The sequence below is a fragment of the Sphingobacterium hungaricum genome (assembly GCF_015210005.1).
Classification (GTDB): Bacteria; Bacteroidota; Bacteroidia; order Sphingobacteriales; family Sphingobacteriaceae; genus Sphingobacterium; species Sphingobacterium hungaricum.
In genome coordinates, this window is sequence record NZ_MU158697.1 from 458,012 (window position 1) to 478,744 (window position 20,733).

Sequence of the window (20,733 nt, forward strand, 5' to 3'; positions counted from 1 at the left end):
TTAAAATCTATCTTCGATTAAAAATACAAAAAGTTGTTTCGGACCATGCGCACCAAGCACTAGCTTTTTCTCAATATCAGCCGTGCGGCTTGGCCCTGTTATGGTTGTGACCATCGTTGGGATATTGGCGCCATAACGCTCTTTGATCGCATTCATTCCATGCTTGATATCCATCGTTAACTGCGAAGCTTTCGCCAATACAATATGAACTGGAGGATAAATACTCAGCCTTCTTCCCGATGCGTTCCCATTGCTTAGCAAGATACTGCCGTTACGCGCCAAAAGACATTCACAGCCCGTAATCCCTGCCTCTGCCTGTTCAAAATCTTCACCATTCGCCAAAAACGGAAAACCATAGTGGTTCAGCAAAGATTGGATAGACGATTCCCAAACATGAATTTTGGAAATTTTTAGTTTCTCAACAAGAATGATTAGGTTTTCAACCAACGAAATTTCTCCATCGCAATACACAAATTGTCCTCCCGTAGCGATAAACTCGCGAGCGAAAGTAACATCCAACGGATCTTCTTCATCAAAATACAATTGTGAATCTTCAAAATCAGGATGAGGATTCTCTTTTTTTTGAAGCAATGCCTGTCGAATTTTTTTGAGCATCTGCTCTTTCGATGTTGTATTTCTAATATTCATATGCATCAAAACGAAAAAATCCCCCGCAGAGGATTTTTTCATTTAAAATTATGTTATTTATTTTCGTCCGATCCCTCAGCACTAGATGGGTTCGCCGCATTTTCAATCGAATAGCTTTCATCTGGAACAGCCTCAGCTAACAACTCCGTGTTCTCTGCATCGAAAGGACGCTTACCGAAAATCTGTTCTAAATCTTCTTTGAAGATAACCTCCGAAGTCAATAATTTGTTCGCCAATTTATCCAGATTCTCTCTGTTATCATTCAGAATCTGTAAAGCTCTCGCATATTGCTCCTCGATGATTTTACTTGCTTCTTCATCGATGATGCGAGCCGTCGTTTCAGAATAAGGTTTTGTAAAGGATTCTTGTCCTCTGGAATCATAGTACGAAATATTTCCTACTTTATCATTCAAACCGTACATAGAAACCATTGCATAAGCTTGTTTCGTTACTTTTTCTAAATCACTCAACGCACCTGTGCTGATCTTTCCAAAAGCAATTTTCTCTGCCGCTCTACCGCCTAAAGCCGAACACATTTCATCTAAGATCTGCTCTGTAGTTGTAATGCTTCTTTCTTCTGGCAAGTACCATGCAGCGCCAAGAGAATTCCCTCTAGGAACAATAGTCACTTTCACCAATGGATGCGCATGGCGCAATAACCAAGATACGGTCGCATGACCAGCCTCGTGAAAGGCAATCGCTTGCTTTTCCTCAACAGTAATAATTTTATTTTTCTTCTCAAGACCACCGATAATTCGATCGACAGCATCTAGAAAATCTTGCTTAATAACAGATTCATGTCCATTTCTAGCGGCGATCAAGGCTGCTTCATTACAAAGATTTGCAATATCAGCACCCGAAAATCCTGGCGTTTGTCTCGCTAAGAAATTCACGTCGATTCCAGCTTCAATTTTAATCGGTTTCAAGTGAACTGCAAAAATCTCTTTACGTTCGTTGATATCTGGCATATCCACATAGATCTGTCTGTCAAAACGTCCTGGACGCAATAAAGCATGATCCAATACATCTGCACGGTTAGTAGCTGCCATAATAATGATACCTGAATCCGTACCAAAACCATCCATTTCTACCAGCAATTGATTTAATGTATTTTCGCGCTCATCGTTTCCGCCCATCATATTGCCTTTTCCTCTGGCTCTACCAATCGCATCTATCTCATCAATGAAAATGATACATGGCGCTTTGTCTTTAGCTTGTTTGAATAAGTCGCGAACACGAGAAGCTCCCACACCCACGAACATTTCAACAAAATCAGAACCTGATAAAGAGAAAAATGGAACTTGTGCCTCACCTGCAACGGCTTTTGCCAATAATGTTTTACCTGTACCCGGAGAACCAACTAATAAAGCTCCTTTAGGAATTTTACCTCCAAGATTTGTGTATTTTTTAGGATTTTTCAAGAAATCTACAATTTCCATAACCTCTTGCTTCGCTTCCGTCAATCCAGCAACATCATTGAACGTTACGTTGATTTGAGATTCTTTATCGAATAAGGTCGCTTTTGATTTACCAATATTGAACAACGCGCCACTTCCGCCTCCTGCACCGCCACTCATTCTGCGCATCAGGAAAATCCAGATGACCACAATAATTAACAATGGAAGCATAAACGAAATAAACCAGCCTGTCCAAGGATTAGAACGGTCTTCATACGATACGGCGACGCGCGCTTGGGATTGTCCCAAACTATCTTGTGAAGCTGTCAATTTTTTCTCTAAGATTTCTGCAGAAGGTTCTGTGAAACGATATTGAGGACCAGAATTCGGAGATAGGCTTAAAGAGTTTGAGCTTGGAGCGACCTCTTTGTATTTATCTTCCTCTAATTTATCTTTCTTAATATAGACTTCGACGTCCACTAAATCATTGCTTTTGTAAGCAACTAATTTATCGACATCACCTGGAATCAACATTTTAGTTTCGAACTCATTGTACGAAATCTTCTTTGTGGGTTCGCTGCTAAAAATATATTGTAAACCAAAAAAACCAACGATCATGGCGATCCATAACCAAATCATGTTGAATTTTGGTGGCATTGGTGTAATTTTTTTACTAGGAATTTTCTTCATTATATCTTGATAAAATCGTGATTATTTTTTTGGTTGACTAATTAAGCGCTTTGATAAGATTGAACATTCGCATCTCCCCAAAGATCTTCAATGCGGTAATGGCTGCGCTTATCGGTTTTAAAAATATGGACAACTACATCGACAAAGTCAAGAAGAATCCATTCGCCATTCGCATGGCCTTCTTTATGCCAGGGGTCTTGACCGAACACTTTATATACTTCTTCTTCTATGCTTTTGGCAATGGCGTTGATTTGCGTGTTGGAGTCCGCATGACAAATAACAAAAAAATCTGACAAGGTTCTATTAATCTCTCGCATATCCAACCGCACAATTTCATTTCCCTTTTTTTCCTGCATTCCATAAACAACTACCTCAGCTAATTTCTCGGACAATTCAGATTTTGTATTTTTACTCATTAAAAGTATTCTATTTTTGATTTATTCTTAACGTTATAAATTTTACTCTTGCAAAATAACATATTTTCATCAGATTCTACAGCGCAAAATATTCTTGTCTTAGATAAAACGGATTCTACAAATACGTATTTAAAAAATTATTTGTCAAAATTCAAGCCACTTGAAGAGTTTACTGCCATAATGACACACGAGCAGACCGCCGGTAGAGGGCTCAGAGGCAATATATGGCAATCCGCAGCAGGCGAGAATCTAACATTTAGCCTTTTGCTCTATCCAGATTTTTTGCCAATCCATAAGCAATTTTTACTTTCAGCTTGCATTAGCCTGAGCGTTTACGAATTGCTTTTGCCAATTACAGCAACAGTTCGGATAAAATGGCCGAATGATATTTACGTTTCTGAAAAAAAAATAGCGGGAATTTTAATCGAAAATAGCCTGCAACATCAGCAGCTCAAACACTCCATTGTGGGCATCGGAATGAATATTAATCAAACGCATTTTGTGGAGAGCATACAATCAAAAGCTACATCGCTAAAATTAGCAACGCATGCGGATGAAAATTATTCAGTATTAAACATTTGCCAAGCACTGATTGGCATTATTCGAAAGAATTACAACAGATTAAAAAACGATGCAGAAGGAATTTTACACGATTATAACGCTTTTTTGTTTCAAAAAGACCAACTTTGCTCTTACCAAGTAGGAAATGAAATACTAGAAGGGAAAATTATCCAAGTGGAAGAAGATGGATTCCTACAGGTGCTGGTAAACAATGAAATAAAGAAATACGACTTAAAAGATATATCTTATCTAAAATAACAGAAAAATTACTTTATTAATTAATAATAAAAAATAATTTTCAATTAAACTTTTTTAAATCGAAAATGTCTTATACATTAGCGTGATTTTAAAAAATTAGAAAACAATTAAAATGAAAAAACTAAATTTAGTTATTGCAGTATTCATTTTCTCTATTACTGCCTCATTCGCACAAATATACAATCCTGTAAAATGGGAAGTTGCATTTAAAAAATTTAGCAGCACAGAAGCAACTGTGTACATAAAGGCAACAATTGAAGATGGATGGCATATTTATTCGCAAACAGTTGGTGATGGCGGACCAATCGCTACGTCATTTAAATACAAAGCTTCAAAAGATTTCGCCTTAAATGGTAAAACCATTGAGCCGAAAGCTAAAACAAAATATGAGGATGTGTTCAAAATGAATGTTCCCTATTTTAGCAAAGAAGTTGTTTTCCAACAAAAAGTTAAATTAAACGCTGGAAAAGCTGCTGTTTCAGGAACAGTTGAATTTATGGCTTGTGATGCCGAAAGATGCTTGCCTCCTGATGAATATGCTTTCACGGTTAACATCAAATAATTCTATATTCTTCAAGACTTTAAGGGCAGTTTTTTACTGCCTTTTTTTTTATTTTTGCATTGCAATTTTTAATTATGAAAAATTATAACCGTTTTATACTTAGCTTCATTTTTCTTTTTTTCAGTTATACGAGTTTTAGTGCCGTGCAGGACACATTGGTTTCTTATGATGACTTGGAATTTACAGACGGAAGCAGCCAGGAGAATTCAGAGGAAATTTCGGAAGTTCCCGATGACTTGGTTTTTTCAGATGGGACAGACACGGTTTCTAAAGATACAGCCAGCGCGACCGAAACTCAAAAAGCAGTTTCTGTTACGGATACCGAAGAAAAAAGATCGCTTTGGGGAATTTTCATTGCCGGACTACTAGGCGGATTTGCGGCTTTCATAATGCCCTGCATTTTTCCAATGGTGCCTTTAACGGTTAGTTTTTTCACTAAAAAATCAGGAAGCAGAGCGCAAGCCGTGTCCCAAGCCTTACTCTACGGGCTATTTATTATCGTCATTTATGTCGCATTAGGGATGTTGATTTCGATCACATTTGGTTCGGATGCGCTAAATGCGCTCTCCACAAACGGAATTTTCAATTTCTTATTCTTCTTGCTCTTGCTCGTATTTGCTGCATCCTTTTTCGGTGCTTTCGAAATTACTTTGCCAAGTTCATTTGTCAATAAGATAGATGCCAAATCAGATAAAGGCGGATTTGTAGGCATGTTTTTCATGTCCTTCAGTTTGGTGTTGGTTTCCTTTTCGTGTACAGGGCCGATTATCGGAACCTTGCTGGTTGAGGCGGCATCTAAAGGAGAGCGCTTAGGCCCTGCAATTGGTATGCTGGGCTTTTCAATCGCTTTAGCAATTCCTTTTATACTATTCGCCATGTTTCCTTCGATGTTGAAATCATTGCCAAAATCGGGCGGATGGCTGAACAGCGTAAAGGTAGTTTTAGGATTTTTGGAATTAGCATTTGCTTTAAAATTCTTGAGCAATGTCGACTTGGCTTACCACTGGAACTGGCTTGATCGGGAAGTATTTTTATCCTTATGGATTGTTATTTTTGCCTTATTAGGGGTTTATCTTTTGGGCAAAATCAAATTTGCTCATGACAGCACAGTTAATTTTTTATCAGTTCCGAGATTAGCGTTTTCAGTAATCGTATTTTCATTCGTCGTCTACATGGTTCCCGGACTTTGGGGAGCGCCATTAAAATCAATTTCTGCATTTTTGCCACCGAGCGCTACTCAAGATTTCGACTTAACCGTTGGAAATTTCGGAAGCGCAGCTAAACACGACCCGACAGCAAAAGACAGAAAATACTATTCTATCTTTCATGAACGCGGAACGCCAAAAGGTTTCGAGCCGTACTACGATTACGATGAAGCTTTAGCTGCCGCAAAGGTTGCAAACAAGCCTGTTTTAATTGATTTCACCGGCTGGAACTGTGTGAACTGCCGTAAGATGGAGGCGAATGTCTGGACTGACCCGAAAGTTGCGAACTTGCTAAAGACAGAATTTATCATGGCTGAATTATTTGTGGATGATAAAACCGAGCTTGCCGAAGACGAAAAATACAAGTCGGAATACAGCGGAAAAAACATCAAAACCATTGGCGGAAAATTCAGCGATTTCCAAGCTTCTAAGTTCAACAGCAACTCTCAACCCCTATACGTTATCGTCGATACGGATGGCAATGTTTTAATCAAACCAAAAGGTGCAGATTACGATATCGATAGTTATGCGAGCTATTTACAAGAAGGAATTGACGCATTTCGAGCAGCGAATTAATTAACTTTACATTAAGGTAATTAATTTAAGCATTTGAATCGGTATATTTGAAAACTATGAGTACAATAAAAAATATAGCTGTATTAACTTCAGGAGGTGACGCGCCAGGTATGAATGCCGGTATTCGCGCTGTTGTTCGTACGGGAATCTATCACGGTTTGAATGTTTTTGGAATCAGACACGGTTATGATGGATTAGTTTCTGGGGACATTATTTCTATGGACGCAAAATCCGTAGCCAACATAATTCAACGCGGCGGTACAATTTTAAAGACTGCCAGAAGCGAAGAATTTAAAACGTATGAAGGCCGTAAAAAAGCGTATGAGAATGTAAAAAGCCTAAATATCGATGCGTTAGTCGTTATTGGTGGTGATGGAACATTCACGGGAGCGGCAAAATTTATCGAGGAATTTGATATTCCGATTATTGGAATGCCAGGAACGATTGATAATGATTTAGCAGGAACTGACTTTACCATCGGGTATGACACAGCAATCAACACTGTTGTTGACGCAGTGGATAAAATTAGAGATACCGCAGAATCACACGACCGAGTTTTCATTATTGAAGTAATGGGAAGAGATTCTGGTCTAATTGCTCTACGTTCTGGAATCAGTACCGGTGCAGAAGCTGTCCTTATTCCTGAATTGGAGGTTGATTACGATGCAATCATGAAACGCCTAGATAAAAGCCGTAAAAACAAATCTTCTCGAATCATTATCGTTGCCGAAGGGGATAAGGAAGGTGGCTTAGTTGTCGCTGACAAAATTAAATCGAATTTCCCGAACTATGATGTCCGTGTTTCTATTTTAGGGCATATTCAACGTGGCGGAAAGCCATCGTGTATGGACAGAGTCTTAGCTAGTCGTTTAGGCGTCGGAGCAGTAGAGGGACTATTGGAAGGCAGAAGAGGCGAAATGGCAGGTTTAATCTCTGGAAACGTGACTTTTACTCCATTTAGTAAAGCAATCAAGCATATTAATAAAATCAATACGGATTTGACAAGAATTGTAGAAATACTTTCTTTATAAATTGTATGTATAAAAAAGACAAATGCTTCAGGATAACCTGAAGCATTTGTTGTTTATTGAAGTTTCATTCGCTCTAAAAAGAGTAAGAAACATGCAGCAAAAACCTGTTCCCTGCTTTGGCTCTGCCTGAAGCTAAATCCTGTTGAATAGGTGCTTGAAAATTTCCTCCGAAAGAAATAGCATTCACATTTACTTCTGCTCCAACTAATCCGGTAATTGAATTGCCTCCCGATTGTGCAACATCAAATCGCGAGAATATCACATCTTTGGTCTGCGTTTCATACATTGCGCCAGCATTAGGTGAAATCCGAACTTTATCGTCAATATTAAATTTATAATAGGCAATTGCATTTGTGCTAAATTTATTGCCGTATCGATACTCATGTTTGTTCTCTGTATTCATCTTATAACTCGCATTGATATTTAAGCCCAAATCCATAATACGCACATCATAAATGGCATTCAGTGTAAAATCTGTACTTGCGGTTCCCAATTGAAAATTATTAGGTGAATTTTGCTCTGCGTCATCTTGTTCTGAAGGGTCATATTTTCCGGTTGGAACTTTAATTCCTGCTCCAGCCCATAAGGAATGAACGAAGATTTTATTGGACGATGTGGCATTCATGTTTTCGAACACTTTGTAGTAGCCCATTAATGCGATATCACCTAGTCCTTGCTTGCGACCCGTTTCATTCGCACCGGTAATCTGACGCTGATTAAAGTTGTAGGGAAGAATAGCCATTGCTCTCCAGCGTGTTCCGAAATTCCATGCGCCCCAAACTTCCATGCTCTGGTAAGTCTCGTCTGCAGTTATGGCGGTTCGTTCGCCTTGAGGGCCAAGGTGCGTCTGCAGGCTTTTATGCTGATACCGCAAACCGACAAAGCGTTTATTAAACTCTGGAAGTATGCCTAAGTAGTACGTTCCGACACCGCAGCCGCAAATGTCGCAAGCAAACGTACTTATGGGAAGTGAAAACAAACATAGAATAAGGATAACGGATTTTATTTTTTTCATGTTGAAATTAATTTATAGTCGTGCTCGAACCGATTGTCGGTTCGCTTAATAATGGATTCGTGACAAATTCCTTGTCGTTTAACGTTTTTAGGAAAGCAATCAGATTAGCAACTTCCGCATCGGTCATTGCAATGCCAATTGAACCGTCAGGATTTCTAAATATTGGGTCTAAGGTTTCAGAATCTACCATTCCATTTCGATAATGTTCCAACACTCTCTCGATTGTCAAAAACCGCCCATCATGCATGTAAGGACTCGTGTACTGCCAATTGCGAAGGCTTGGCACCTTAAATTTGTATTTGTCCAACGGATTCAACGTAATTTCATACCGACCGAGGTCGTTGATTACACTAGGCTTCAAACCATTATTGCGATAAATTTTATCTTTAAAAAATGGTTCGGAATGACAGCTCGAGCATTTATTCTGAAAAAATAAATAACCAGCTTTCTCTTCATCGCTGAAAGCAAAGCCACTTTCATTCCGCATGACCTTATCGTATTTTGATTGGTCGCTGATGGCCATTAGCATAAATTGAGACAAAGCTTTGAAAAAACGTTCATCGGTAATTTCAGGTGTACCGAAAGCCTTTTCGAAAAGGCTAGGATATTCTGGGTGCGCTCTTAATTTTAGAAGCACGTTTGGAACGGTTTCATCCATTTCCACCTCGCTCGTAATCGCTCGCACTGCTGCCAAATCTAAATCAAATACGCCGCCTTCCCAAAAGAATTCTTTATCCCAAGCCATATTCATAATTGGCTGCGGATTTCTTGTGCCCAAACGGTCATCAATCCCATGGCTCACATCATGGCCATGATGCGTAAATGCGGCTGACTGAATATGGCAGCTTCCGCAGGAAATGGTATTGTTTCGGGAAAGCCTTCCTTCATAGAACAATCTTTTGCCCAATTCAAATCCTGCTTGAGTTATGCCATTCCTGCTTAAATCATATTGCGGCTCTGGAAAATTGGACGGCCTAACAAAGCCCAAGAATGTATCTGGCAAAACCTCATCTGCTTTTTTGCACGCCCAAACCAAAAAGAGTAAACTTAGAAAAACGATAATTTTTTTCATAGAGGTTTAGTCTAGTTCTTCCGAAGATTTCACGAAATTTTCGGTATGGTCGTGCGAAAACATCGATGGGAAATTATTGGCAATATTTTGGCTAAATTCACTGAACATCACATTCGGATGTTCCACAATGCTAATGACATTTGGCCCATTAAAAACTTTTGAAATATCGACAAACAAGTGCGCATTGCTTCGAAACCCTTCCCTCACTTGAGCGTTTCCAGCATTGGATAAATTAAGCGTAATTTCTTTAATGTTATTGATAGTTGGCGAACTGTAGCCACCAAATCCGCCAATATGGTATTTGAACTGCTTTTTACCTGTAGGGTCACCATTCTGGTCATCAGAAATCAATTGACATGTGCCTTCGTATTTAAAAAAGATATAACCGCTATTCCATCCCCAATACATGCCGCCTCCGCTGTGTCCTGCGTCTGGATCGAACGATAAAACACCTTTTCGATCTTCAACATTCATCGTATTGCGCAAGCTATCTACTCCAAGAATGAAAGAAAGTTCGGTATAATCTCCTTCGGGCACTTTTACATTCGTAAATCTTGAAGACAAGTCATCTGCTTTTACGAGAAAATAACTCTCTTCGGCCGGAACAACATAAGTTTCGCCATTGGCATTTTTAAGTTTGATGTTGCTGATGAAATAGTTCAATGTAGAAACTTTGAAAGGTTCGTTTTTCGCATTTTTATATTCCCAATCCAATTTAAAGGTTTCGCCACCCATGATATTTTGAAACTCTACCGAGAAATCGCCCATCTTATTTTCATCTATTTCTACATCATTTTTCTTACAAGAAGCTAGTGTGAATGTTAAAAAAAGAAGAATTGCTATGTTATTAAAATTAATTTTTGACATGATTTTATTGTTATAAGTGTAAATTTTAGAATACGTGTTTAACTAAAGCACCATGTAATTGTGATGCTTTTATTTTGTGATTAATAAAAATTACCTTAAACTTTTGGAGGGTGAAATGGGATAAGCGAGAATTGATAAACATACAATACGTTAATATCGGTCATCAATTCTTGTTGCAGATTAGGCAACGAATGAAATATTAAATCTTCAGCCAACACAAATAGAGGAATGTCAACTTTTGAGGTAGTCCTCTTTGAATCAGTTGTTGATTTGTCATGCTCTTTTTCTGTATCCATCGCCTTCAATTTCTTCATTAAAATACATTGACCATTGCAATGCATCGCCGGGCGGAATCGGTTTTCACATAAGTTTTTAACGATAAACTCTTTGTTGAATTCAAACCAATTGAGCACAGCCAAGGTCGAAAGACATTGAAACGTTAGCGCAACTAAAAGCAATACCGAAGTGAATTTCTTCATAGCCTATTCGTCAAAGAAAAAAACCATTAGAGGCTTAAAGCTTTAACTTGTATTCGATAATTAAAATTTTAAAGTGAGTTCGATTTGAATACGCGAATCGCATATTCAACCAAAGCTTTCATTCTTCTTCGAAGAATGAATTATTAAAAACGAATTATGCAATCGGAGGCCGAAAGATGGATTGAAGAAAGTTATTGGAATAGGTTTTTACTAAAAATTCAGAAGGAACCGAACGAGAATCGACTATTTCAGAACTTATTGAATGCTGTTGAAAAATGTCTGTTTGATAAACAAAAAGCTGCACCTCTTTTATTTTTGATTCTGCATTCTTTTGTTCTTTTTCTTCTTTCTCACGCAGTTTTTTCATGAGTACACATTGTCCTTTGCAACTAGAATTTGCAAATCGGTTTTCGCATTGATTTTTAGCAATGTAATCTCGGTTGATATAAAAACCTGTCAGAATGATCGTCGACATAAATGTCTGACAAATAATCAAAGCAGATAAGGTATATAGAATTATATTTTTCAAGATTGCCTCAAATATAGAAATTAAAAATCTCAATCGGCAATCGAAATAGACAAACTTTACATTAACAAAGGAAGGCAGTGAAATCAAACCCATTGCCTTCCTTTATTTTAGAATTCACATTTAATTTAAAATTTTTTCTAACCGCTCATTTAATGCTGGACCCCTTAAATCGGAACCAACAATTTTGCCGTCAGGGTCAATCAAAAAATTTCTTGGTATCGCTTGGATTTTATACAAAGTAGCCACTGGAGATTTCCAACCTATTAAATCGCTCACGTGTTGCCATTGCTGTACTTTGTCATCTTTGATTGCTTTCAGCCATTTCTCTTTGTCTTTTGCTTCGTCGATGGAAATACCCAAAACGGTAAAGTTTTTATCTTTGTACTTGTTGTATGCAGCAATTACATTGGGATTCTCAAACCGGCATGGTAAACACCAGCTTGCCCAAAAGTCAATAAAAACATACTTCCCTTTGAAAGAGGATAAAGCAACTTGATTTCCTAAAGTATCGGGCAGTGAAAATTCCGGAGCAACAGAACCATTTGAAAAAGGTTTCAACAATTCCATTTTTGCAGCTAATTCTTTTCCTTTTTCACTGCTCTTTATCTCATCTGGAAACGCATTGAAAGCCGTAAATCCCAATTCATTCAAATTATCATAACTAACAAGTTCGTTTAAAAAATCAAATGAAACATAACTTTTAGGATATTCTTTTATGAATGTATATTTTAAATTCTTTCTATCCAGCTCAGTATTTAAGATTTTCTCTTTAACCTCTTGAATATACTTCATTGGATCCTTCTGAGAAGCTACATTCGTTTTTATAGACAATACCAGAAGCTCAAGACTATCTCTTATCGGTCTTTCCATTAGCTTATACGCTTCATAATCCTTGGCGATTGGATTCGTGACTTCCACAGATGCATTCTGCAGGGTCTCTCCCACAATGTTAGCTTGCCCATCTGCCAAATAAAATGAAATCTGTTCAGCAGCGGTTAATATATTGCTATGTTCATCTTGGCTGGTAGACAATTTTGCCAAAACTGGCAAAGCAATTTCTCCTGTAAATTGAAAATTTTGGTCCTGCAAAATCTTTATAGAATCCTGCTGTGTTTTGCCATTGATTTTATAAGATAAATAAAGAATTGTGTTAAAGGGTATCGATTGCACCCGTCCTGATATTGTAAATTTTTCTTGTGAAAATGAATTTAACGAAATAAATAGCGTTAAGAAAATTACGATAGTTTTCATAGGGACGTAATCTATTAGTTAAGGATTTCTTTCATTTTAATAAGCAATTCCTCGCCTCTTAGGTTAGATGCAATTATTTTTCCTTCGGGATCAATCAAGTAGTTTACTGGAATGGATTTGATATTCGCAATTCTAGCAATTTCTGTTTTAAAACCAGTCAATTCTGAGACATGGTACCATTGAGTTAACTTGTCTTTATGAATAGCTTGCATCCATTCCGCCTTTTTAGCAGGGTAATCAAACGATACACTGAATACAGTGAAATTTTTGGCTTTGTATAAATTGTATGCCTCCACAATAAATGGGTTTTCTTTACGGCAAGGGCCACACCAGCTCGCCCAGAAATCTACCAACACATAATTTCCTCTCAGCGAATTTAACGCGATCAGGTTTCTCAAGGTATCAGGCAAAGAAAAGTCTGGCATCTGTGAACCTATGGATAATCCTCTAATCGTTTCCGTATACAGCAGATAATTTTTGCCCATCGTGCTATTTTTAACAGATTCATCAAAAGTATTAAATGTTGGAATCGCGAAATTATCCAGCGTTGAAGCTCCCGTCATCGATTTTAAAATCATCAAGGAATACATACTTTTCGGACGAGATGCCATAAAGTTTTTTCGCACATTCATCTGATCTTGAAATGCCTCATTCAGCTGTTCGCCCATTTTTTTCAGTGTTTCGGGATCTTTCTGCTCAGCTTCAGTCATCGCATCAAAACCCGCTTTTATCACAGCAATATTCTGTTTTATTGAATCCAAAGATTTTGTATAGGATTCATAATCCTTATTTATTTGGCTTCCCTCAATACTGAAATCTGTAAAATCATCTCCTACAATTTTTATATTCTCTTCACTAACATAAAAACCCTTCACATTTTTAGAAGATTTTTCCGTATTTAAGTAAGCAAGTGTCGGCTCTTCCACTTTTCCGTTAAAAACAAATTTCTTGTCAGAGACTTTCGCAGAGTCTACTTTAGCATTTTGGATTAAATACACGAACTGTCCCTCATTCAGAGACTGGATTTCACCTGAAATCTGGAAGTCACTTTGTCCAAAAAATAGGATTGGAAGCAACATCCAAAATTGAATAAGTATGTTTTTCATTATTTCTATAATTACCTATAAGTATCAATGATAAAGGTATTACATTTATATTAATTATCGAAATATTTATTAATTTAAGGTTATTAATTATTCTGTAAAATTTTATACACTTAAGAGATTTCGAATAAGAACTTTAAAAAACTGGAGAGTTTCGGAAAGAGAAACAATAGAAACAAAAAAAGCCTTATCGTTTCCGATAAGGCTTTCTAAATTTTTTGGCTGAAATTTTATTTAATAACTTCGGCAAGTTTATCTTCTAAGGCTTTTCCTCTTAGATTGGAAGCGATGATTCTACCTTCAGGATCTAACAAAAAGTTTTGAGGTATCCCTCTAATCGAATACAAAGGAACCACTAAAGATTTCCATCCTTGCAAATCCGACACATGAGGCCACTGCTCTAACTTGTCATCATGGATTGCTTTCATCCAGTTTTCTTTTTTACCAGGAAAATCTAGAGAAACACCATAAACCGTAAAGTTCTTGTCTTTGAACTTATTGTAAGCACTTACGACATTCGGATTTTCTGCACGGCAAGGTCCGCACCAGCTCGCCCAAAAATCGATTAGCACGTATTTTCCTTTTAGTGAAGAAAGTGAAATGTTATTTCCAGCAGTATCTTGCATCACAAAATCTGGAGCTATTGCACCCGTTGCTACGCTTTGGAATTGACCAATTTTCTCAGCCAGTAACTTCCCTTTTGTCGAGGACCTTAAATCAGGAGACATGCGTTCGAAATTCGGGATAATAAAATCGTTGATGTTCGTTGCATCAGCCATCTCATCCAAAATATTCAACGTAATATAGCTATTTGGCTTGCTTTCGACAAAGCTTTGTTTTACTATCGTTTCTTCATCATCGATCACCTGCGCCCTTGCTTGCAAAGACTGCATAAATTCAGGTGATTTTCTAGTTTCTTCGCTTGCTGCAGCATATTCTTCATTCAATGCTTTGTAGCGTTCTTGCAAAGGTTTCAAACCTGCATTGTAGATGTTGAAATCTCTACTAGCGGTCGTTCCAGTAGCGATTGCTGAAGAAAAATCAGCACCTCTTAGCGTCGAAGTTCCTTTAGAAAGGAATACAGAATTTCTTTCCGGAGATTTCAGCTGCCTGATCGATTCACCATTCGGAGCCAACACCAGTGTTCCTTGAACCGGCACAGGTACATTTCCATTGAATGTAAATCTTCCATGATGAACTTCCGCAGAATCCAAAATCCGCGTTCCGTTCTTCACGTATTGCAAAAATACTTTTGCATTGGAAGGCAAACTTTTAATATCTCCCCTAAGAGTAAACCCTTCTTGAGCAAAAAGAAAAAAAGGTAATGTATAGATTAAAAAAATGGCTGTTTTTTTCATTTTGTAATTTATCGTTAATTTTTTTAAGTTGTTAAATATACAAGATATTTTATTTTTTTTATGTAAAATTTCTACTATAGAATGGTCATGCTAAGGAATTAGACGCAGCTAATGAGTCTAAAAACTACCATCTTCCGCTAGCTCCGCCACCGCCAAAGCCACCTCCGCCGAAGCCACCGAAACCTCCGCCGCCGCCTCCACCGAAGCCGCCGCCAAATCCGCCACCTCCGCCGCGAGAGCCACCACCACCAGAATTCATCAATGTCCACCACCATAAATCTGAAGAACCTCGGCCGCCAACGACTTTGCCACCTTTTCCTCCGCCACCGCCTCCTTTGGAAATCAAGGAAATGATAATGAAGATAATAATTACAACAACGACTGTACCAACTCCACCACCGCCACTTCCACGATTCTGTTGCTTAGGTTCTGCGTTGTATTCTCCTTTCGTGTGCGCAATCAATGCAGAAGTCGCTTTATCCAAACCGCCATAATAATCGTTGTTCCGAAAAGCTGGTTTAATTTCATTCTCGATAATCCGATAAGCAACCACATCAGGCACAGCACCCTCAATCCCATATCCGGTACGGATAGTGACAGCTCGATCACCAATTGCAGCTAGGAGCAATATTCCATTGTTGTATTTAGCACTTCCAATCGCCCATTGTTTCGCTAACCTATCCGCATAATCTGCAATCTCATAATCTCCTGTAGAATTCATCAACACAACAGCAATCTGTGTTGAAGTCGTATCTTCAAAAGCCAATAACTTACGCTCCAGCGCATCAATTTCTGAAGCGCTCAATGTATTGGTATAATCTGTCACCAAACGGTTTGGAACCGCTGGAAAATCTTGCGCTATAGTCGGATTAGCGAACAGTAAAACCGATAAAAAAAGCGTTATTAAAAGAAACTTACTATGGACTAATTTAAAAATTTGCATGTTTGTTTTTTAGTTGTTCCCAAAATAAATATCATCAGGAAGCTCATTGATATCATCTGCTCTTGAAGGAAAAAATTTCACCAATTGTTCAGCTGCGTGCGTAATTCCCCAAATCAAGCCATTCGCGAGCTCACCTTTTCGAAAGAAATCGGTCATCTCTTGTTTAGTTTCCTCCCAGAAATTATCCGGAACTCTCTGATTGATTCCAGCATCGCCTATAATCGCAAACTCATGGTCTTCAGTTGCGATGTAGAGCAAGACACCATTTCGTAGAATCGTATTGGTCATACCCAATTTTTCAAAATAATGCTGCGCTTGCTCGATGGCGCTCATGCCGTGCAACTTGCGTTCAACAACCAGCCTAATTTCTCCAGAAATCTTGCTCTCTGCTAAACTAATGGCCTGAACAACGCGGTCTTGGTCTTCAGATGAAAAATTCTCCATATCGTGTATAAAAAAAAGATGAATGGGGATAATTAAAAACCCGCATTCATCTTGATGATTTTTAATTTATATTCTTCGTTAAAACGAAACTGTCGGTGCCTTATCAGCTCCTTCAGTAGCTGTGAACGTTCCTTTAGCCTTAAATCCGAACATACCGGCCATGATGTTATTCGGGAAACTGCGAACCGTTGTGTTATAATCTTGAACCGCTTCATTATATGCTCTGCGCTCTACGGAGATTCTATTTTCAGTACCTTCTAATTGCGCTTGAAGTTCTTGGAAATTGCTATTGGCTTTTAAATCCGGATAAGCTTCAACACTCACTAACAAACGTCCAATCGATTGCGAAAGTGCATCTTGAGTTTGCTGATAGTTTGCAATTTCTTCTTCTGATAAATTTGAAGGATCTACAGTTACTTGTGTCGCTTTAGCACGAGCTTCCACAACAGCTGTCAATGTACTTTCTTCATGGTTAGCAGCTCCTTTGACGGTAGCCACCAAATTAGGAATTAAATCCGCTCTGCGTTGGTACGCATTCTCAACTTGCGCCCATTTTCCTTTGACATTTTCATCTTTTGAAACCATGGTATTATAACCACAAGAGCTAAATGATAAGGCTGTTATTAAACCTACAAATACCGTTAATAATCTTTTCATGTGTGTAATTAATCTAATTTCTTTATAAAAGTAATAAATAGTTTTATAAAATGGATTAGCACAAAGCACATACCAAGTATTTTAAATCGTCGTAATTTAGCTACAATCATTAACTTTGTCAGGTTCTGCGATAAAAACGCAGCATGACAGATATGCAGAAAGAAATTGAATTAGCCGTTTTACCTGAGTTTATTGAGGATCAAGAGCACATCCTGCAATTGGGCGTGAAGAATTTAAAAATCAATGAAAACCGCATCAAGGGCTTTAAAATCCGCAAGAGGTCAATTGATGCTCGCGGCAAACAAGTGCTGTATAGAATCCGTGCTGTATTTTTTATAGACGACGATCCAAGCCCAGTAATCTTTTCGAAATCTTTCAAATCGCTCGAAAATGCCCAGCCGGTAATTATTATCGGCGCTGGCCCTGCGGGTTTATTTGCTGCTTACCGATGTTTGGAACGCGGGCTAAAGCCCATTGTCATCGAACGCGGAAAATCTGTTCAAGAAAGGCGGAGAGATTTGGCAAAAATAAACCGCGAAGGTTTTGTCAATCCTGAGTCTAACTATTGTTTTGGAGAAGGCGGTGCAGGAACTTATTCTGATGGAAAATTATACACACGTTCAGACAAAAGAGGGAATGTGCAAAAAGTCTTGGAAATCTTTGTGGAATATGGAGCAACCGAAGACATCTTAGTCGATGCAAGGCCGCATATCGGCACGAATAAATTGCCACATATCATTGAAGACATGCGAAACAGCATTGTGGAACATGGAGGGGAAGTTCATTTTGACACGCGCGTGGATGATATCTTGGTCAGCTTTGGAAAAGTTTCTGGAATCAAAACCGCAGACGGGCAAATTTTCAATGCGTCAAATGTCATTGTGGCAACAGGTCATTCTGCTCGCGATATTTTTACTTTATTCAAAAGAAACAATTGGCTATTGGAAGCCAAACCCTTTGCGCTTGGAGTTCGGATAGAACATCCTCAGGAAATTATCGACCAAGCACAATACCACTGTGCTGTAAGGCATGACAATTTACCTCCAGCTTATTACAATTTGGTCGAACAGGTTGATAACCGAGGCGTCTTTTCTTTCTGCATGTGTCCGGGTGGAATTATTGCTCCTTGTGCAACAGACCAGAATGAAATTGTGGTCAATGGCTGGTCACCGTCGAAACGCAATAATCCGCACGCTAATTCAGGTACGGTTATCCAAATCAACTTAGAAGATGTTCCTAATTCATTGACAAATCCATTTGCCCTGCTAGATTTTCAGCGCTCGGTCGAACAGCAAGCGTATGAATTTGGCGGAGGAAATCTAGTCGCTCCTGCGCAGCGCATGGTCGATTTTGTGAACAATACAACATCAGCCACACTTCCTGAAAACTCCTATAAACCTGGAACAACAAGCGTAGAATTAAAAGACGTGTTGCCAGATTTCGTTTATCAAGCTTTAAAAGGCGCATTGCCTTTGTTCGGCAAAAAAATGACAGGCTACTATACGAACGAAGCCATTCTTGTCGGCGTAGAATCAAGAACTTCCTCCCCTATTCGGATCCCGAGAAACAAAGAAACCTTTCAGCATCCACAAGTCGAAGGTTTATTTCCTTGTGGCGAAGGCGCTGGTTATGCCGGTGGAATTGTGTCTGCCGCGATTGACGGAATGAACTGTGTCGACGCGATAAAAGCTTAATAAATTTATTACAACATCGTTTCCAATTTATTGATTCAAATAAGTATGTTTGCATCGCAAATTAACTTGTAAAAAAAATATTAATTGAAAATTTTACTAACTAAATTTATGAATAGGCAGCTTCTATTGTTCTGTATTTTTATCGGTGCTTTTACTCTGTCCAAAGCCCAAACCCAAGACTTATCCGAATATTTTTTGAGATCACTGCAAACCAGCGAAGTTTACGGAAATAAAATTCCTAAAAAAAATATCAAAATAAAAGATCTAGAAGATTCGCGCAAATCAGTTTGGTCGGCTTGGAAAGAAGCAAACTCTAATTTCCAAGAAATAAAATTACCAGCCATTCTTCCATTGTCGGATTCTATTGCATACGAATGGCCATTGGTTGATGAAGACCCCATGCCGTTCTATTACGGAAGCAAAGGAAAAAAGCCAGCAAATGGATATCCTCTATTTATTAATATCCACGGATCGGGCCCGAAAGAGAAAGAATGGGCAGCGACAATTGCTTGGTCGAAAATCTATGCAGACGCTCCATCGCTCTACTACATTCCGCGGATTCCAAATGAAAAAAGATATCGTTGGTGGTTTATTCCGGAACAAAAAGCTTGGGAAAAACTTTTCCGTTTGGCATTTTTAAATGATGACATCAATCCCAACAAAATGTATTTTGTTGGGATTTCAGAAGGCGGATACGGAAGCCAGCGATTGGGCGCATTCTATGCAGATTATTTAGCTGGAGCTGGGCCAATGGCAGGGGGTGAACCGTTAGTTAATACTCCTCCTTTGAACTTTAGAAATACTGCTTTCAACCTACAGACTGGTGAAAAAGATTTTATGTTTGACAGAAATAAAATCACTAAGCAAGTAAAAACTATTTTTGATAGTTTATCCAATGCTTATCCAGGGAAATTTATTCATCAAGTTGATTTGCAAAAAGGAAAGGGGCACGCCATCGATTATACATTAACCACACCTTGGTTAATTCAACATACAAGAATTACCAATCCGAGAGAAGTGAGCTGGGTAAATTTCCCAATGCACGACCGTTACCGAACCGGATTTTATAACCTTGCCATTAAGGAACACGTAAACATTGATAAAACAACGGATATTGACCGCGCATTATTTGAGTTTGCCATCGACAGCACAACGAACAGCATCCGAATGAATGCTAACACCCTAAACAAAATAACAAACGAAAAAGGTGCGATAACGAAAGGAAAGCTGCTGTTTTACTTAGATGAAAACTTAGTAGACCTGAATAAGAAAGTAACCTTGTATGTCAATGAAAAAAAGGTGTTTTCAGGAAAGGTAAAACTTGATAGCAAGAACATCATCGAAAGCTGTGCCTTATTTTATGACAGCAATCGGCTTTATCCAGCCTCGATTGAAATTGATTTCAGCAAGCTGTAGATTTAAAATTTTCCCAACAATATCGAAGTTCATGTGTTATACTAAAAAAAGAATACAATTATGGTAAATAAAAAAGTAGCTGGACTTTGGATTGACGGCAGAAAAGCAATCGTTGTATCGAATCATGATGCACAAGACATCTCTGATTTTAAAGTTATTGATACCATCAAATCAGATGTACAAATAGGAAATTCGAGTGAAAATGCAGCCAATAATGCTGAGAAAACCAACAGAGGAAAATTCTATAAAGAGATAGAGAAAGTAATTACGAACAGCACAGAACTCTACATCACTGGACCAGGAAATTTTCAAGAAGAATTGAGAAATCATTTGTTGGATACTCCACAATACAAGAACCTCTCCATTAAATTGGGAACGGATTCACAACTTAGTGAAGACCAAGTTTTAGAAGAAGTAAAATCACACTACAACGCATAATTTTTCTTCTATATTTTATTCAATGCCAGACGCTTCGCTTGGCATTTATTGTTTATGACTAAAGGCTAATCTGTTGGCTTATTAAGATCTTTCACTGAAGAAAAAATCCAATAGCTAACAATG

General features: G+C 38.2%; 21 protein-coding genes. 7 read left to right on the forward strand and 14 right to left on the reverse strand.

Going from position 1 to position 20,733, the window contains the following annotated elements:
• The 3 genes from C4F49_RS01980 to rsfS are packed head-to-tail and all read right to left on the reverse strand — an operon-like array spanning position 1 to position 3,151.
• On the reverse strand, positions 1-690 hold the full coding sequence (locus tag C4F49_RS01980) for a LutC/YkgG family protein (RefSeq protein WP_231388175.1): 690 nt from the start codon (positions 688-690) through the stop codon (positions 1-3).
• Between the two features lie 11 nt (positions 691-701).
• Positions 702-2,735, reverse strand: a complete 2,034-nt coding sequence (gene ftsH / locus C4F49_RS01985; protein WP_196934147.1) for an ATP-dependent zinc metalloprotease FtsH — start codon at positions 2,733-2,735, stop codon at positions 702-704.
• A 41-nt stretch (positions 2,736-2,776) separates the two neighbouring features.
• Positions 2,777-3,151, reverse strand: coding sequence for a ribosome silencing factor (gene rsfS / locus C4F49_RS01990; protein WP_196934148.1), 375 nt, complete (start codon positions 3,149-3,151; stop codon positions 2,777-2,779).
• A 48-nt stretch (positions 3,152-3,199) separates the two neighbouring features.
• Here rsfS and C4F49_RS01995 point away from each other — a divergent pair, with 48 nt between their 5' ends.
• The 4 genes from C4F49_RS01995 to pfkA all read left to right on the forward strand — a co-directional run bounded on the left by C4F49_RS01995 (position 3,200) and on the right by pfkA (position 7,344).
• Positions 3,200-3,970, forward strand: coding sequence for a biotin--[acetyl-CoA-carboxylase] ligase (locus tag C4F49_RS01995; protein ID WP_196934149.1), 771 nt, complete (start codon positions 3,200-3,202; stop codon positions 3,968-3,970).
• 112 nt (positions 3,971-4,082) lie between these two features.
• Complete coding sequence (locus tag C4F49_RS02000) at positions 4,083-4,532, forward strand: protein-disulfide reductase DsbD domain-containing protein (RefSeq protein ID WP_196934150.1); 450 nt, start codon at positions 4,083-4,085, stop codon at positions 4,530-4,532.
• 74 nt (positions 4,533-4,606) lie between these two features.
• Complete coding sequence (locus C4F49_RS02005) at positions 4,607-6,313, forward strand: protein-disulfide reductase DsbD family protein (protein ID WP_196934151.1); 1,707 nt, start codon at positions 4,607-4,609, stop codon at positions 6,311-6,313.
• A 56-nt stretch (positions 6,314-6,369) separates the two neighbouring features.
• Positions 6,370-7,344 carry a 6-phosphofructokinase gene (gene pfkA, locus C4F49_RS02010; protein WP_196934152.1) on the forward strand — a complete coding sequence of 325 codons (975 nt, stop codon included), beginning with the start codon at positions 6,370-6,372 and terminating at the stop codon, positions 7,342-7,344.
• Between the two features lie 73 nt (positions 7,345-7,417).
• Here pfkA and C4F49_RS02015 read toward each other — a convergent pair whose 3' ends face one another.
• The 11 genes from C4F49_RS02015 to C4F49_RS02065 all read right to left on the reverse strand — a co-directional run bounded on the left by C4F49_RS02015 (position 7,418) and on the right by C4F49_RS02065 (position 17,062).
• Positions 7,418-8,359, reverse strand: a complete 942-nt coding sequence (locus C4F49_RS02015) for a transporter family protein (protein WP_196934153.1) — start codon at positions 8,357-8,359, stop codon at positions 7,418-7,420.
• Between the two features lie 7 nt (positions 8,360-8,366).
• Positions 8,367-9,431 (reverse strand): cytochrome-c peroxidase, encoded by a 1,065-nt coding sequence (locus C4F49_RS02020; RefSeq protein ID WP_196934154.1) that lies wholly within the window; start codon positions 9,429-9,431, stop codon positions 8,367-8,369.
• A 6-nt stretch (positions 9,432-9,437) separates the two neighbouring features.
• Positions 9,438-10,298: an MbnP family protein gene (locus tag C4F49_RS02025; RefSeq protein WP_196934155.1), complete on the reverse strand. Its 861-nt coding sequence runs from the start codon at positions 10,296-10,298 to the stop codon at positions 9,438-9,440.
• Positions 10,299-10,393: 95 nt separating this feature from the next.
• On the reverse strand, positions 10,394-10,777 hold the full coding sequence (locus C4F49_RS02030) for a hypothetical protein (protein ID WP_196934156.1): 384 nt from the start codon (positions 10,775-10,777) through the stop codon (positions 10,394-10,396).
• A gap of 154 nt (positions 10,778-10,931) precedes the next feature.
• Positions 10,932-11,252 (reverse strand): hypothetical protein, encoded by a 321-nt coding sequence (locus tag C4F49_RS02035; RefSeq protein ID WP_196934157.1) that lies wholly within the window; start codon positions 11,250-11,252, stop codon positions 10,932-10,934.
• A gap of 174 nt (positions 11,253-11,426) precedes the next feature.
• On the reverse strand, positions 11,427-12,557 hold the full coding sequence (locus C4F49_RS02040; RefSeq protein WP_196934158.1) for a TlpA disulfide reductase family protein: 1,131 nt from the start codon (positions 12,555-12,557) through the stop codon (positions 11,427-11,429).
• Positions 12,558-12,571: 14 nt separating this feature from the next.
• Positions 12,572-13,663, reverse strand: coding sequence for a TlpA disulfide reductase family protein (locus C4F49_RS02045; RefSeq protein ID WP_196934159.1), 1,092 nt, complete (start codon positions 13,661-13,663; stop codon positions 12,572-12,574).
• A gap of 227 nt (positions 13,664-13,890) precedes the next feature.
• Positions 13,891-15,018: a TlpA disulfide reductase family protein gene (locus tag C4F49_RS02050; RefSeq protein ID WP_196934160.1), complete on the reverse strand. Its 1,128-nt coding sequence runs from the start codon at positions 15,016-15,018 to the stop codon at positions 13,891-13,893.
• 124 nt (positions 15,019-15,142) lie between these two features.
• Positions 15,143-15,961 (reverse strand): TPM domain-containing protein, encoded by an 819-nt coding sequence (locus C4F49_RS02055; RefSeq protein ID WP_196934162.1) that lies wholly within the window; start codon positions 15,959-15,961, stop codon positions 15,143-15,145.
• A gap of 9 nt (positions 15,962-15,970) precedes the next feature.
• Complete coding sequence (locus C4F49_RS02060) at positions 15,971-16,405, reverse strand: TPM domain-containing protein (protein WP_196934163.1); 435 nt, start codon at positions 16,403-16,405, stop codon at positions 15,971-15,973.
• Positions 16,406-16,483: 78 nt separating this feature from the next.
• Entirely contained in the window at positions 16,484-17,062 is a 579-nt protein-coding gene (locus tag C4F49_RS02065; RefSeq protein WP_196934164.1) for a LemA family protein, read from the reverse strand.
• A 152-nt stretch (positions 17,063-17,214) separates the two neighbouring features.
• On the opposite strand from C4F49_RS02065, the gene C4F49_RS02070 reads away from it, so the two are divergent.
• The 3 genes from C4F49_RS02070 to C4F49_RS02080 all read left to right on the forward strand — a co-directional run bounded on the left by C4F49_RS02070 (position 17,215) and on the right by C4F49_RS02080 (position 20,610).
• The gene (locus C4F49_RS02070) at positions 17,215-18,756 is read left to right on the forward strand and encodes an NAD(P)/FAD-dependent oxidoreductase (protein ID WP_196934165.1); all 1,542 of its coding nucleotides are present in this window, start codon (positions 17,215-17,217) and stop codon (positions 18,754-18,756) included.
• A gap of 195 nt (positions 18,757-18,951) precedes the next feature.
• The gene (locus tag C4F49_RS02075) at positions 18,952-20,172 is read left to right on the forward strand and encodes an alpha/beta hydrolase family protein (RefSeq protein ID WP_231388176.1); all 1,221 of its coding nucleotides are present in this window, start codon (positions 18,952-18,954) and stop codon (positions 20,170-20,172) included.
• Between the two features lie 60 nt (positions 20,173-20,232).
• The gene (locus C4F49_RS02080) at positions 20,233-20,610 is read left to right on the forward strand and encodes a hypothetical protein (RefSeq protein ID WP_196934167.1); all 378 of its coding nucleotides are present in this window, start codon (positions 20,233-20,235) and stop codon (positions 20,608-20,610) included.
• The last annotated feature ends 123 nt before the right edge of the window (positions 20,611-20,733 follow it).